Raw genomic sequence first — 14,120 nt, 5'->3', positions numbered from 1 at the left:
GTAAGCACGCGGGAACGAAATTGCTCCCCGCGTGTTTTTTTTCTCGCTATTCGGTTCACCTTACACTCTCTCAAATTAAGCTTATGTAAATTTATCCATATCCTATTGTCCCGCTCAAATCCGCTTCTATATAATGAGTATGTCATCGTTTCGGATAGATGAATTTTGGGAGAGTAGGTGTTGACGTGAAGGTAAGAAAGCTCGTATCCGCAAGTGCTGTTGCCGGTCTGCTGTTAGCCTCCGTACCACTCGCTGTGGCTTCAGCCGCAACGACGGAAGGAAATGGACAAACTCCACCGGCAGATGGAAATCACCGGCAAGCAGCGAAGCCTCATAAGCAAGCCAAGCACGTTCAGAATCACACTGTCGGAGAGCTTACGTTTATTGGCGAACAACGGCTTGCGAACGATCTGAAGTTCGAAGAGACGACGGTCGGCGGACTTTCCGGCATTGATTACAATCCTGCAACACATCAATGGATTCTGATCAGTGATGACCGCTCGGACAATGCTCCTGCCCGTTTCTACAACGCGAAGCTGAAGTATGATACCAAGAGCTTCTACAAGGTCGAGTTGACTGGTATGACGACGTTCAAACAGGAGGACGGCACGACGTATCCGAACAAGACAGCTTACGCTGCGAATAAGCAAGGCGTCGTCCCCGATCTGGAATCGGTCCGTTTCGATCCGAAAGGCCATACGATCTGGTACACAAGCGAAGGTGACCGCAGCCTTGCTATGAATCCTTTCATCCGCCAGGCAACGTTAAAAGGCAAATACGTATCCTCGCTGCAGATTCCATCTGCTTTCACGATGTCTCCCAGCGGCGATAACACGGTACAGACCGGTTTCCGCAACAATCTTGCCTTGGAAGGAAGCAGCTTCTCCCCTGACGGAAACTACTATTTCACTTCGATGGAAGGCTCGCTCTATCAAGACGGCGATATTTCGACCGTTGATGCCGGATCGTTCTCCCGCATAACGAAATACAACCGAAGCGGCGACATCATCGCTCAGTACGCGTATCCGATAGACGCTATTCCGGCCAAACCAGGTCCAGGCAAAAGCGCAGATAACGGCGTTTCGGACATGCTGGCGATTAATGACCATCAGTTTCTCATCCTGGAGCGCTCCGGCGTGCAGGCTGCCGACGGCAATTATTCCAATTATATTCGCATCTATCTTGCGGATGCTTCTCAAGCAACAAATGTGAACAATGATGGTACTTTACCAACCGGCCAATTTACACCTATGAGCAAGAAGCTGGTGTTGGATCTTAATACGTTAGGCTTACCGAAGCTAGATAACGTAGAAGGTATAGCTTGGGGACCGAAGCTTCAGAATGGGCATGACAGTCTTGTCCTCGTCTCGGACAACAACTTCAACGCGTCGCAGGTGACGCAGCTGCTTGCCTTCGACGTTACGCCAGAGACGAAATAAAGCGCATTCTAAAAAAAGCAAAAGACAGCCGTGGCTGTCTTTTTGTTATTCGAATATTCGGTTGATCGAATTATACGGCGGGGGCATCTGCCGCACGCTTAGTCTCTGTTCTGCCGAGGGCGAAACCAAATAAAGAAGCCAGAATTTGCTGGAATAGCATACCGGATATGACCGGAAGAACGACAGGCGGCGGAAAGAACGTGATGGCCAGTACTGCACCGGCGCTCAAATTACGCATTCCGGAGTTGAATGTCAAGGCGACGGTGTCACCGTGATTCCATTTCAACAGCCATGTCGCAGCCCAACCGAGCGCATAGCCGAACGATACGGCCACGAATGAGGCTGCGACTAGCGCAATTAAACTGCTTCCCGCACTTTTGATGTAGGGTGCGACGACAGAAGCGTTAATCGCTACGACAACAAACAGCCCCAGCTTGGAAAACGGCGAAAGCTTCGGCCCCCAAACTGTCTTCACCCGCCCTTTGGTAGCTTGATTGAGCGTCATTCCCAGAATGGAAGGAATGACAACCATCCATAGGAGTCCTTTCATCATGCCCCAGGTATCCAGGCTTACTTGCGCTCCGACGAAGAGCGATACGGTATACGGCACGACGAACGGTGATATGATCGTATCGAGCAAAATCAATGCTAACGTCAGCGCCACGTTCCCTTTATAAATGGTAACCCATACGAGGCTGACGACACCGGTCGGGATGGCAAACAACAAAATGAAGCCCGTTTCGGTTAGTAAATCACCTGGAAATACAAGCTTCGCCGTGAGCCACCCGACCAGCGGCATGATCAAATGCAGAATGATCAAATTGATAATAATCGGCTGAGGATGCTGGGCGATTTTCTTAAGATCGGCGAAGTTCGCGCCGAGACTTCCGGCGAATGTCATGCCTGCGAAAATCCAAGTGACCAGAAACCGCAAATCATGCAGCCACACGGAAAACACTAATCCGGTTACGACAGCGGCAGGCGTTAAGACCGGCATCAGTTTTTCTAACGATTTGTTCAAGCGGGTCAGCATCACAGGATCCCCCAATCGATCGGTAAAGCGCATTTTTTTTGCACACGTTAACATTATCTATGCAATTATCATTATACAACGGATGATGCCGATTTGTAACCGTTTACCGTCGTGTTTTTTTCACTGCAATTTCCCCACTGCTTTTACTTTACTACGGTATAACAAAAAAAGCTGCATACAGCAGCCTTAGTTTGTTCCCGTACCCCTATGACTTGTACAACCTGTCATCCCTTCACTGCGCCTGCCGTCATCCCCGCAACGATACGCTTATTGAAGAACAAGAACAAAACGAGCGGCGGAAGCGAGATTAAGACCACATCGGCGAACAGCAAGTTCCACTGCGTCATATACATGCTCATAAAATTGTAAAGCGTCAGCTGGACTGTGGCGTTCTCGGCGCCAGGGAGAAAATACAGCGGATTAACGAAATCGTTGAAAATACTAACCGACTGAATAATGATGATCGTGGAGGAAACCGGTTTAAGCAGCGGGAAAATAATCTGCGTAAAAAGCTTAAAGCCGCCGCACCCGTCGATAAAGGCGCTCTCGTCGATGTCTCGCGGGATGGTTGCCGTAAACGCCTTATACAATATAGCGCAGAAAGGAAAATGAAGCGCAATTTCCACCAATGTCAGCCCTGGCAGCGTTTTGAACAACCCTACCGAATTCAACACCCAGATTGTCGGGACGACGGCTGGCGGAATCATAAGACCGGCGAGTACCAGGAAATTAAGCCCGGCGGCTCCGCGGGTATTCTCCCGGCGCTGCAGCACGAAGCCTGCCAGCGAGCTAACGAATACCAGACCTGCCAGCGACAATACCGTAAGCAAGGTACTGTTGTAGAAAGCTCTGATTAGCATCGAATCTGAGGCGAGAAGCACAGCGGAATAATTATCGATCATGTGAAACGTATCCGGCCAGGACATCGTCATATCGGCCGCTTTGCTGCTGGATTTGAAGGAATTAACGATAACGAAATAGAATGGTATCCAGAAAATAACGGTTGAAAGGCCGAGCAGCAGCAAAGTCACCAGCGATTTGCCAACGAACGTTCGGCTGTTGGCTTTACGTTCAATCGAAGCGACAGCGGATTTGCGGGCGACACTGTTCATAGCTCCACCTCCCGTCGGTTTAAGAACATATACAGCGGGAAGGCGATCACGGATATGCCGATAAATAAAATAACGTTGCCTGCCGTTGCCAGTCCATAGAAGCCCGCTTGATACTGCTTGTAGATAATCGAGGCGATCAAATCCGTAGAGAAGCCCGGACCACCGCGTGTGGTCGCCCATATCAAATCGAATGTGCGCAAGCCGCCGATAAATGCCAATATAATAATCGAGTTCATTGCCGGTCTGCTGAGCGGAAGCGTAATATGCCAGAAGCTCCGGAACGCATTGCCCCCGTCAATCTTCAGAGCTTCATAATATTGCTGCGGGATCGACATAATGCCAGCGATATAAATGACGGTTGCGATCCCTACGCCCTTCCATACGTCAATGAAGGCGACCGAGAACAGTGCAAGCTTCGTATTCCCAAGCCAGTCCGGACCTTCGATACCAAGCATGGCGAGTCCTGTGTTAATGACGCCTTGCGTGGGATGCATCATCGTACTGAAGGCAATCCCTACGGCGATTGTACTGAGCAGCGTAGGGAAAAATACCATGGAACGGAAGTAATCCTTGAACCAAATTCTCGAGGTTAACAAGGTTGCCAGCAAGAGTGCAAGTATCACTTTCAGTCCGCATGTAACGACGGCAAAGATCAGGGTGTTCTTAAAGCCGATTCGGAGCGAGGTTTCGTCGAAAAACATCTTGTAGTTTTCGAAGCCGATGTACGTCCATTTGGTCAAGGTCCAACGCGTCATGCTGAAGAACAGCGACATGACGGTCGGCAGCAAATAAAATGTGAAATAAATAATGCCTGCCGGCAGTAACAGCAGCAGCGAATACATCTTCTTCTGCGATAAAGTCATCTACGTCCTCCTTGAAGCCCGGTCCCGCCGCAGCTTGGCAGGACCGGAAGAATGGCGAATCAGCTTGTTACCAACCAGGCAGATTCAATTGCTGCGCTTGCTTCTTCACATCCTTGTCATAATCGGCAGCCCCATCCGCTGCCGATTTCTGACCGGTTCCAACCTCGATCAGAAGGCTCTCCAGATTCGGTCCTTTCACCGGGGAGACGAACTCCAAGGCAGGCGCCGTTTTGCCGGAGTCAAAGTAGCTCTGCATTTCTTTAATTGCATCGTAAGCATCGTCAGGAACGTTGATGCCTTTGACCACATAAGGGCCATTCGCTTTGCTTTTGCTCATATAAGCCTTCATGCCTTCCTCCGAGATGAGGAAGTCCAGGAATTTCTTGGCGGCATCCACATTTTTGCTCTTTTTGTTCACGTAGAGCCCGTTCGGCATCCACACCGTTAAGCCGTTAATAGAGGCATTGTCGCTAGGGACCGGGAACACCCCGATATCTTTAATTTTATCCGGGTAATTCAGCGCCACCGTGTCTACCGCGCTGGATAGCATCGGATACTGTACGCCAGTCCCGTCAGCCAGCATTTTGAGCGCAGTGTCATAGGTGGTGGCCAAGAAATCTTTATTCATATAGCCTTTCGCGAAGGTTTCCGCCGTCATTTCGAAGCCGCGTAATGCAGCCGGCGTGGTCGCATATTTGGCTTTATTGGCCGTATAATCTTGAACGAAGTTCGGCGCTTGAGCCTGAACATTATAATGGTTGCCCAGAACGTACAGCTGAGAAGTCCATGTTGTTTTGTAAGAGCCGATGATCGCTGTCTTTCCTGAGGCCTTGATCTTATCGCTGTTCGCGATAAATTCCGCCCAAGTCTTCGGAACCGTGAGTCCCAGCTCCTTATAGACCCGCTTGTTATATAAAATGCCCCCGACATTGGAGGAACCGCCGGGTACGCCGTACACTTTGCCATTCGCGCTAACCACTTGTTTGAAGGAATCCAAGAGCTTATCCATGAAAGGCTCCTTCGTCAAATCCACGAAGTTCTCTTCCGGATTCAACGCTTGGAATAAGGAACCGGAGTTGTAGAATAAAATATCGGACATCTCGCCGGTCGCAAGCCTCGTTTTTACGAGATTATCCCCTTCCGTCCCGTCCGGTTTGATATCGAACTTAATCTTGATATTCAGCTTCTTCTCGGCTTCGGCGGCTACGGCCTGCAGCGCCGGATAAGCCGTCCCCGTTGTTCCTGTAAGCAAGGTAACCGTTTTGAGCTCGGGGGCTTTGTTCTCCGTTTGTGACGGCTGACTGCCGTTGGTGGTCGGAGCGGCTCCCCCCGTCGATTGACCTTGGGAGCAACCCGCTAAAACGACTGACACTAATGCGGCACAAGAGATTAATACATGAAACCTGTTTCGAATCATTCATCTTTCCTCCCTTTTAGATCTGGATCCATATTCGGCGGGTTGTGATGATGACGCTTTCACCGAACTGTCTTCTTATTGTAAGAAATCCTGCCGAATTGGAATACATACGAATTCAACCGATTCAGGGGGGAGATTTTTCCTATTTTGAATCTGCCTCATTTTTATTTTTGTACAGCATCCTCTTCGCATACATCATTGGGGATTCTCCGACCTGCTTCTTGAACAACGCGCTGAAATGTTTCGGATCCTCATAACCCACCAGCCGGCTAACCTCATGCAGACGGTCAATCCCTCTGTTTAGCAGCTCCTGCGCTTTGCGAATCCGGTATTCCGTCACATATTCGGAGAAGGTTAGCCCGGTCTGCGCCTTGAACATGCGGGACAAGTACCCTAAGCTAACATGATGGTCCGAAGCGAACTGCTGCAGCGAGATCGAATTCTGATACTGATGATGAATAAGCTTCAGCAGCACGGCAATCAGCTCCTTCGGATTCGTCTCCCTCGAGCCTTCCCCTCCGTACAGGTTGACGATCTTGTCATGCAGGCAAGCGAGCAGTTCATCATAGCTGCTCATATGCACCAGCATGCTTGGTTCCTCATACAGATCGTGAACGCCGACGTTCCCGCTGCGGGGACCGAACTTATTGAATTTCAGAGAGAAGAGCATATCCCCTACGAATAAAGAGAGCTGCCGTTGGGTGACTTCCTGATGCCGCATCTCCTGCAGCATAGCCAGCAGTGCGGCCTTCCCCTTGGCGAGTTCCCCCTTCTTGTAATGAGTCTCGAGCACTCTGACACGATCCCAAGCCCAGGTGAGATCTGCGTCTGCTTTCTTCTCCTTCGCCAAGATCAGGCTTCCCGATCCGAACAGGCGCTCTTCCTTCAGACGTTGGCGGAGGGCGTTGAACGTTGCGAATAACGTTTGATTCGCCGGCTTTTTGGCAAGACCGATATGGACATGCCGCCCCACGGATTGTAATTGATCGCTCAAGTCCGCGATGTGCTTATTGACGAATTCCTCCCACTCCCGGTTATCGGGGATCAGAAGTACGCGCTGCTGGCCGTTCAGCTCCAAACCGTGAATGTGAGCGGCAGTAGGACCCGTGAATAGCTTAACGAGCCGTCCGATATCCAGCTGCGTTTCCTTCCAATGCATGCAGGCCGTTCCTTCATCCAGATGCAGCAGCAGCATATGGAAAGCTTCCGAATAGAACTGCCGCAGCGTCGGATGCTTATCATGATCGGGTGTCAGAAGCATCTGGACCAGGGAGCCGTTCAGCCATTCCGCTGTACGCTTATGTTCTTGAATCAGCTGTTCCAGCTGCAGGTCGACAGCTTTGTAGAGCAATTCCTTTTTGACCGGCTTTACCAGGAAATCTGAGACACCGAATTTCATCCCTTGTCGTGCATACTCGAACTGGTCATGAACACTCACAATTATTTTCTTGATCGACGCATCTTTCCGATTCAGTCTCTCAGCGAGTCCCAGTCCATCTAGCCCGGGCATGTTGATATCGGTCACGACCAGATGCGGATGAACTGTTTCCGCTGCTGCTAGAGCGTCTTCCCCATTATCGAATGCATACACCTTATGCTGCGGCTCGTAGATCCGGAATAGCTCAACCAGCTCAGCCAAAGCCCAATATTCGTCCTCCACTACAAAAATATTCATGATATGCCAACAGCCTCCTCTTGTTTGACAAGTCGTAAAGGCATTATGATTCGTACACTCGTGCCGCCCTCTGGCGGGCAGCTTATGGTCAAGCCCGACTCTCCGCCGTAGAACAGGTGAAGCCGCTGATGGATATTAAGCAGGCCGATTCCATCCGCAGCGTCTTGCAAGCCCTGAAGCGCACTGGTTGAATGAAAAGCAGCTTGAAGCTCTTGCCGTTTATGCGGCTCAATCCCTGCTCCATTGTCCGAGACGCTTATGAAGAGTGTGCCGTCGCTTGCCGTCGCCTCAACACGTATACAACCGCCCGCTTTCATCCGCCGTATGCCGTGGTCCACAGCATTCTCGATGAGCGGTTGAATCGTCAGCTTAAGCACCTGCGCGCCCAGGAGGTACTCCGGGATCTCGACATCCAGCCGCATCCGGCTGCCGAACCGGTGCTGCTGAATGTTAAAGTAATGCCGAATATGTTCCAATTCCCGCTCCAGCGTGACGGGGTGATGCAAGTTTTTCATACTATATTGAAATAAGCTGGCCAGCGACTCGGAGATTTCCGCAACCTCTTCGATGCCCCGAAGCCGGCTGATTGATTTCATAATGTTTAACGTATTATAGAGGAAATGTGGATTGATTTGAGCATGCAGCGCAGAAAGCTGCGCATTCTTCTCGGCCAACTTGGATTCATAGACCTCATGAATAAGCCGCGATATACTGTCCAGCATCAAGTTGTACATCCGGCTTAATTTCCCAAGCTCGTTCTTCCCCTTATAATCCATTCGCTCATTGAAGTTTCCAAGCTCTACGCTGGACATCTTGACCATGATCTTCCGCAGCGGCACCGTAATTTGATGGGACAAAATATAGGAAACAAAAGCAATTAATGACATCGTCAATACGCCAACCGTCAAAACAATCTCTTGTATACGTTTCTGCTTGAGTAAAACGACATCTTTAGGAATGAGAACTACCGTTCTCCAGCTTGTGTAATCGGATGATTCATAGGAGTAGAAATATCTTTTATTCTTCCACTGCAGCTCTCCCTCCGAGTGCCCGGGCTGCAGCAAATTCACATCAAACGTTTGGAGGGCGGAATCGTTCAACCTGTTTTTATTTTCATAAATGATGACGCCCTGATCGTCTACCAGCAGCATACTCATGCTATTCTTCAGTTCGTTCGCAGGATCGTTAGCCGTTTCCAGCGCCTTGAAGGCATTAACGTTAATATTGATGTTGACGAAGCCGATCGTCTGCTGGGTCGGAATCCGGTTAATGCGCCGAATGAAAGAAACTACGCGACTTGCAGGTGCTTCCGCCCCTTCTTTGCTTAAGGAAGGACGAAGAATGAATTTTTTGGATTCAAGTGCTTGGTTGAATTTCAAAAGTTCAGAAGCGGTATAGGGTACAGCGGGCTTCTCTTCCACAAGCTTTGTATAGTCGTACATGTAAGCGTCTGGGGTGTGAATGGATATTCCTTGAACGTAGGGTTTGGGATAGGAGAAATCGAACAGAAATGGACTAAGTTTATACCCGATAATCTCCTTCTCCAGTGAATTCGAAGCTCTTCTATAATCGAGCAGACCGTTCTGCACCGCTGGGGATATGGAGACGGCCAAGGAGAGTTCTTCGATATTTTGCATATACAAATCGACCATTTCGGAAAATTGTCTGGAAATGACGGAGGACAACGAGGAGGTTTGATCTTGAATATCGTTGGCGTACTTGACATAGAACATACCGCAGGTTATTGCGACAATGAATAAGGATACGATTGAGAAAGAGAGAAACATCTTCGTCTTCAGCATCGGCTCGCCTACTTCCTTGAGACGCGGTATTCTTGATTGACGTTAGGTATTCTCCATTTTCTTATTATACTCCTGCTACTTCATCTTAATGGACGAGGGAGCACCTTTCATTGTCATTTGCGCCATCTTTGATGGGGATTCAGCCATGCTTGGTTAAGTAAAACGGGAGGTTAAGTGAGCGGTATTAGCAAAATCAATCAAACGAAATCCATCGGCAGAACGGCTAATGACAGTAATTGAGCACTCTGAAACCAAATGGCTTTGTTCATTTATAAAATTCGGGTGCTTTTGATTCAGCTCCTCAGGAGAAAATTCATTAACCAAAAAGTCGGTAATCAATCCGCCATGGGTAACAATAATCAGCTGTTCTTCAGGATATCTGGCTGTCCATTCGGTTAGGCATGAGGATAAGCGCTCGCCGGCCCCTCTTGCAGAGTCTCCAACGGGAGGCGAAAAGTCTCTTTCATTCGTGCACCGATCCCACATTTCAACGAACTCCTCAAAGGTCTGTTCTGGCAAATCCCCCCAATTCGCTCGTTCTCGTAAGCGTGCATCTGTTGAAATCCATCTATCGGCCCCTCTTCCAATGATATCAGCCGTTTGTCTGGCTCTGTTCAGGGGACTGCTGAATATTCGAGAGATGGGCAAATCCCGGAAATGGCTTGCTGTCGCATAGGCTTGCCTCAGACCCTCACTAGAGATGGAGACATCGCCGATAGCTTTTACTTTCAGAGCATGTCTAACAAGGTAAAAGACCGTGGTCATACCATCCACTCGCTTTCCAATGATTTAACGAATATCTAATTAGCCATCCATCTAATCAGATGATACACGACTTTCCTTTTCTTGCAAAGATACGAACAAAAAAAGGAACCGCTTAATTGCAGTTCCTGAACTATTGTGCTCCATTCGCACAGCGGTTCATATTTAGCGAAACACGCGGCTATTATTGGTTAACAGACGATTTCTCCGTTTCATCCAATGTACGAATTTTATTCGCACTTCTAAGGATTGTAGTGCCGTCAGCTAATTTAATGGAATTCTGATTATATTCGATCACGGTTGAGATCGGTCTAATTCTTACATTGCCTTGATACACCACGACATACTCTTTACTCTTAATTACAGCCTCAAAATCTTTATCCGATATTAATACTTGTCCATCTGGAAAACTCACAGTAACTCAACCTCCTAATTTATCTATAGAGTATAAAAATATAACCTATTTGCCTCATTAAATCAAATGAAAGTTATTACGAATCATTCAATCCTTTTCCACTGAGGATGTGCTGCATATACTTCTCAACCCGTGAGGCTCGAGTTTTGGCTTGCTTAGGTTGGGAGAAATGCAGCAGATAGGCTCTTTGCCGTCCCGGCGTCAAAGCTTCAAATGCCTCCTTCAAAGCAGGGTTTTCATCGAGTTTGTTTTGAAACTCTTCCGCCATTGTGAATTCTGTACTCTTCTTGAAATTGACCTCCAAGCCGGATTTCTCAATTTCAATGGCCTCATGAATATAGTCTTTCAAAATGGGCTCCATCGCGATTATTTCTTGAACATCTGTGAACCGAATCTGTCGTGCGGCCTGTACATTCTCCGTTTGTTGAATCAGAATGCCGCGGGCGTCCTGCAGCAAGGCTCCTTTGTGAAACAATAGCGCGCAATATTCTTTGAATCCATGAATCAGAACGATATTCTTATCTTGGTACGTGTAGCAGGGATGCATCCACTTATATTCTTCGGTCAGCTCGCAGTCAAGAACGATACTTCTTAGCTTCACATATTCTTCCTTCCACTTCGTAGCCTTGTTTAGAAATTCATCGACCTTCGGATTCAAACTGCTTTGGGTCACCAAGCAACACCCCTGTTCAATTAATCGTCATGGTTAGGTTTCGTTCTACAATTTCCTCAATAGTCATTTTAACCAAGTTCCCTAGTCTTGTCTAACACCGGATGCAAATATTGATGCAAATGTATTCAAGCCTTCATGCATATACATCTAAGATAAGACAGTCGACGGGAGGTGGTAGATGTCATGTCGATCAGGAAAGCACTATTCTCAATTTCGATTGGTTTACTTTTAACGATTTTCATCTTAGGTCTTATGCCTTTCTTAGTTGTTTTTAGCTGGACAGAGACTCTCGAAGCTTCCGAATTCTACACATCGCCGATTTTCTTCTTGAGATATATTTACAAGAGGAAGCCTTCGAGGGCGCACATGCAAAATCAAGAAGAGGAACACTGAATGCCGCTCTCCTCTTCAAGCATACTCATTTAACGAAGGCTGCCAGCGTACATGCTGGCAGCCTGTTGAGCATTCGTATAGTATAGTAGATTGATTTCAGCTCAAATACTTGCCTGTGATCGACCGTTCCGCATGGATAATCTGCGCCGGTGTGCCTTCGAACACGACCTGGCCGCCTTTGCTGCCGCCGTCAGGTCCCATATCGATAATCCAATCCGCCTGGCTGATCACCTCGATATTGTGTTCGATCACGATCACCGAATTGCCGGCATCCACGAGGCGGTTCATCATCTCCAGAAGATGACCGATATCTGACATATGCAGGCCAGTCGTCGGCTCGTCCATCACATAGATACTGCCATTCTTATGCAGCTCGCTGGCGAGCTTGATGCGCTGGCATTCTCCGCCCGAGAGCGTGCTGAGCGGCTGGCCGAGCGTAATATAGTTCAGCCCTACATCGCTCATCGCCTGAAGCTTGCGCACAACTTCTTTCAGCTGGAAGAAATCCAAGGCCTGCTCCACGGTCATCTCCAGCACCTCAGCAATGGACTTGCCGTTCAATTTGTACGCGAGAACTTCCTCTTTGAATCGTCTGCCTCCGCATACTTCGCAGGGCATCTTCACGCTGTCGAGGAATGCAAGGTCCGTATAGACGACTCCCAGTCCTTGGCAGTTCTCACAAGCCCCCTTGGAATTAAAGCTGAACAAGCCTTGATTCACCTTGTTCGCGGATGCAAACGCCTTGCGGACATCATCCATAATGCCCGTATACGTCGCGGGATTCGAGCGTGTTGACACGCCTACCGCCGATTGGTCGATGACGATCGCATCCGGATGCTGGCTGAGGAATACTTCATGAATCAGCGTACTCTTCCCCGAACCGGCGACACCTGTAACCACGGTCAGCACGCCGGTTGGAAGATCAACGCTCACGTTCTTCAGGTTGTGCAGATTGGCATTCGTGACGGACAGCTTGCCGGATGGCTGTCTGCACGCTTGCTTCAGCTGGAGCGGCCGCTTCATGTGGGTGCCTGTCAGTGTTCCTGCCTCCAGCAGCCCCTGGAAGCCTCCTTCATAGACGATGGTACCGCCGCGTCTGCCGGCGTAAGGTCCGACGTCCACGATATGATCCGCCACCTTGATCACATCCGGATCATGCTCGACGACAATCACGGTATTGCCTTTGTCGCGCAGCTTCTGCAGCAGTCCGTTTAACCGGTGTACATCACGGGGATGCAAGCCGACGCTGGGCTCATCGAAGATATAGGTGACATCCACCAGACTGCCGCTCAGGTGCTTCACCATCTTGACGCGCTGCGACTCCCCGCCGGATAAAGTATCCGTCTCGCGGTCCATCGTCAAGTAATCCAATCCGATATCCACCAGATGCTGCAGCCGCTCCGTAAGTGACTGGACGACGGGCGCCGCGATCGGGTCGTTAATCTCCCGGATGACACGGATGAGCTGACCGACTTCCATCGAGGACAACTCCGCAATGTTGTGTCCGTTAATTCTGCAGCTGAGTGCAGCCTGACTGAGTCTCGCGCCGCGACAGCTGGTGCAGGGGCCCTCGGAGATATACGGAGCGACAGCGCGTTGTGTGCGCTCGGACATCGTCTTCACATCCCGCTTGATGTACTTGTTCGTGAACTTCTCGATGACGCCCTCCACCGTGATGTTCATCGCCTTCCCGGCGAACTGCACTTCCACCTTCCTCGCTTTGCCATGCAGCAGCTGCTCCAGCTCCTCATCCGTATACTGGCTTAGCTGCTTATCGGGATCGAAGGAGCCCGACTGCACGAGCATGGTCCAGTCCCAGCTGTTCACCGTATAATCCGGAAGCATGATCGCCCCTTCATTCAACGACTTGGACTTGTCCAGCACCTTGCTCATATCGACGCCAAGCCTGCGGCCGATCCCGTTGCACTCCGGACACATGCCTTGCGGATCGTTAAAGGAGAACATGTGCGCTTGTCCCACATAGGGGTGGCCCGCACGGGAGAAGAGGAGACGGAGTATGGGAGAAATATCGGTGATCGTGCCCATCGTCGAATGGGAGCCCCCGCCAAGCCGCTTCTGATCAACAATCACTGCCATGCTCAGGTTCTCGATCGCATCCGTATCCGGCTGCGGATAGCGCGGCAGGAAATTGCGCACGAACAAGCTGAAATTCTCATTCAGCAATCGCGTAGATTCTGCGGCGATCGTATCGAAGACGATCGATGACTTGCCGGATCCGGATACTCCGGTGAAGATCGTGATCTTCCGCTTCGGAATGCGTAGAGATACGTTCTTGAGATTGTTTTCTCTCGCACCCGAGATGACGATATACTCCCGATTAGCTTCGCTCATGATTAACATCCTTCCATGTTCGTTTTGACTTCTATCCATATTGTACCACGAACTTGATTCCATCAAATAAATCACCGCGAATCACGCGGCAGTTATTTCGGCATAATCTCTTATTTACAAGGCATTCACAGGTCCAGATCGGACATGGCACTGGCATGTTCGCATGCTTTTCCAATTCTTGAAT

11 protein-coding genes are annotated in these 14,120 nt (G+C 49.4%); 1 reads left to right on the top strand and 10 read right to left on the bottom strand.

Translation table 11 applies throughout. The annotated features are described in order from the left end of the window. Positions 1-185: 185 nt before the first annotated feature. Positions 186-1,439 carry an esterase-like activity of phytase family protein gene (locus J2X61_RS05070; protein WP_274468974.1) on the top strand — a complete coding sequence of 418 codons (1,254 nt, stop codon included), beginning with the start codon at positions 186-188 and terminating at the stop codon, positions 1,437-1,439. Between the two features lie 70 nt (positions 1,440-1,509). Here J2X61_RS05070 and J2X61_RS05065 read toward each other — a convergent pair whose 3' ends face one another. The 10 genes from J2X61_RS05065 to J2X61_RS05020 form a co-directional block, all read right to left on the bottom strand. Then, positions 1,510-2,505, bottom strand: a complete 996-nt coding sequence (locus tag J2X61_RS05065) for a bile acid:sodium symporter family protein (protein WP_310186327.1) — start codon at positions 2,503-2,505, stop codon at positions 1,510-1,512. Positions 2,506-2,696: 191 nt separating this feature from the next. Next, a complete protein-coding gene (locus tag J2X61_RS05060; protein WP_274468972.1) occupies positions 2,697-3,584 on the bottom strand; it encodes a carbohydrate ABC transporter permease in 888 nt (295 codons plus the stop codon). After that, on the bottom strand, positions 3,581-4,447 hold the full coding sequence (locus tag J2X61_RS05055; RefSeq protein WP_274468971.1) for a carbohydrate ABC transporter permease: 867 nt from the start codon (positions 4,445-4,447) through the stop codon (positions 3,581-3,583). The genes J2X61_RS05060 and J2X61_RS05055 overlap by 4 nt, the downstream gene beginning before the upstream one ends. A 67-nt stretch (positions 4,448-4,514) precedes the next feature. Further along, entirely contained in the window at positions 4,515-5,819 is a 1,305-nt protein-coding gene (locus tag J2X61_RS05050) for an ABC transporter substrate-binding protein (protein ID WP_310186325.1), read from the bottom strand. Positions 5,820-6,006: 187 nt separating this feature from the next. Then, a complete protein-coding gene (locus J2X61_RS05045; RefSeq protein WP_310186323.1) occupies positions 6,007-7,539 on the bottom strand; it encodes a response regulator transcription factor in 1,533 nt (510 codons plus the stop codon). Next, positions 7,536-9,341: a cache domain-containing sensor histidine kinase gene (locus tag J2X61_RS05040; RefSeq protein ID WP_274468967.1), complete on the bottom strand. Its 1,806-nt coding sequence runs from the start codon at positions 9,339-9,341 to the stop codon at positions 7,536-7,538. The genes J2X61_RS05045 and J2X61_RS05040 overlap by 4 nt, the downstream gene beginning before the upstream one ends. A 153-nt stretch (positions 9,342-9,494) precedes the next feature. Further along, entirely contained in the window at positions 9,495-10,106 is a 612-nt protein-coding gene (locus J2X61_RS05035) for a histidine phosphatase family protein (RefSeq protein ID WP_310186320.1), read from the bottom strand. Positions 10,107-10,287: 181 nt separating this feature from the next. After that, positions 10,288-10,518: a hypothetical protein gene (locus tag J2X61_RS05030; protein ID WP_274468965.1), complete on the bottom strand. Its 231-nt coding sequence runs from the start codon at positions 10,516-10,518 to the stop codon at positions 10,288-10,290. 76 nt (positions 10,519-10,594) lie between these two features. Beyond that, a complete protein-coding gene (locus tag J2X61_RS05025) occupies positions 10,595-11,191 on the bottom strand; it encodes a YdeI/OmpD-associated family protein (RefSeq protein WP_310186319.1) in 597 nt (198 codons plus the stop codon). A 489-nt stretch (positions 11,192-11,680) separates the two neighbouring features. Beyond that, complete coding sequence (locus tag J2X61_RS05020; protein ID WP_310186318.1) at positions 11,681-13,936, bottom strand: ATP-binding cassette domain-containing protein; 2,256 nt, start codon at positions 13,934-13,936, stop codon at positions 11,681-11,683. Positions 13,937-14,120 lie beyond the last annotated feature (184 nt).

The organism is Bacillus sp. 3255 (assembly GCF_031456485.1).
Taxonomy (GTDB): Bacteria; Bacillota; Bacilli; order Paenibacillales; family NBRC-103111; genus Paenibacillus_E.
The sequence above is the reverse complement of the archived record's forward strand: the minus strand, read 5'-3'. Positions and strand labels throughout refer to the sequence as shown.

What these genes read in the sequence shown, in the direction of transcription:
- J2X61_RS05065 (WP_310186327.1), bottom strand. Translation starts at nt 2,505, where the DNA reads ATGCGCTTTACCGATCGATTGGGGGATCCTGTGATGCTGACCCGCTTG.
- J2X61_RS05060 (WP_274468972.1), bottom strand. Translation starts at nt 3,584, where the DNA reads ATGAACAGTGTCGCCCGCAAATCCGCTGTCGCTTCGATTGAACGTAAA.
- J2X61_RS05055 (WP_274468971.1), bottom strand. Translation starts at nt 4,447, where the DNA reads ATGACTTTATCGCAGAAGAAGATGTATTCGCTGCTGCTGTTACTGCCG.
- J2X61_RS05045 (WP_310186323.1), bottom strand. Translation starts at nt 7,539, where the DNA reads ATGAATATTTTTGTAGTGGAGGACGAATATTGGGCTTTGGCTGAGCTG.
- J2X61_RS05040 (WP_274468967.1), bottom strand. Translation starts at nt 9,341, where the DNA reads ATGCTGAAGACGAAGATGTTTCTCTCTTTCTCAATCGTATCCTTATTC.
- J2X61_RS05035 (WP_310186320.1), bottom strand. Translation starts at nt 10,106, where the DNA reads ATGACCACGGTCTTTTACCTTGTTAGACATGCTCTGAAAGTAAAAGCT.
- J2X61_RS05020 (WP_310186318.1), bottom strand. Translation starts at nt 13,936, where the DNA reads ATGAGCGAAGCTAATCGGGAGTATATCGTCATCTCGGGTGCGAGAGAA.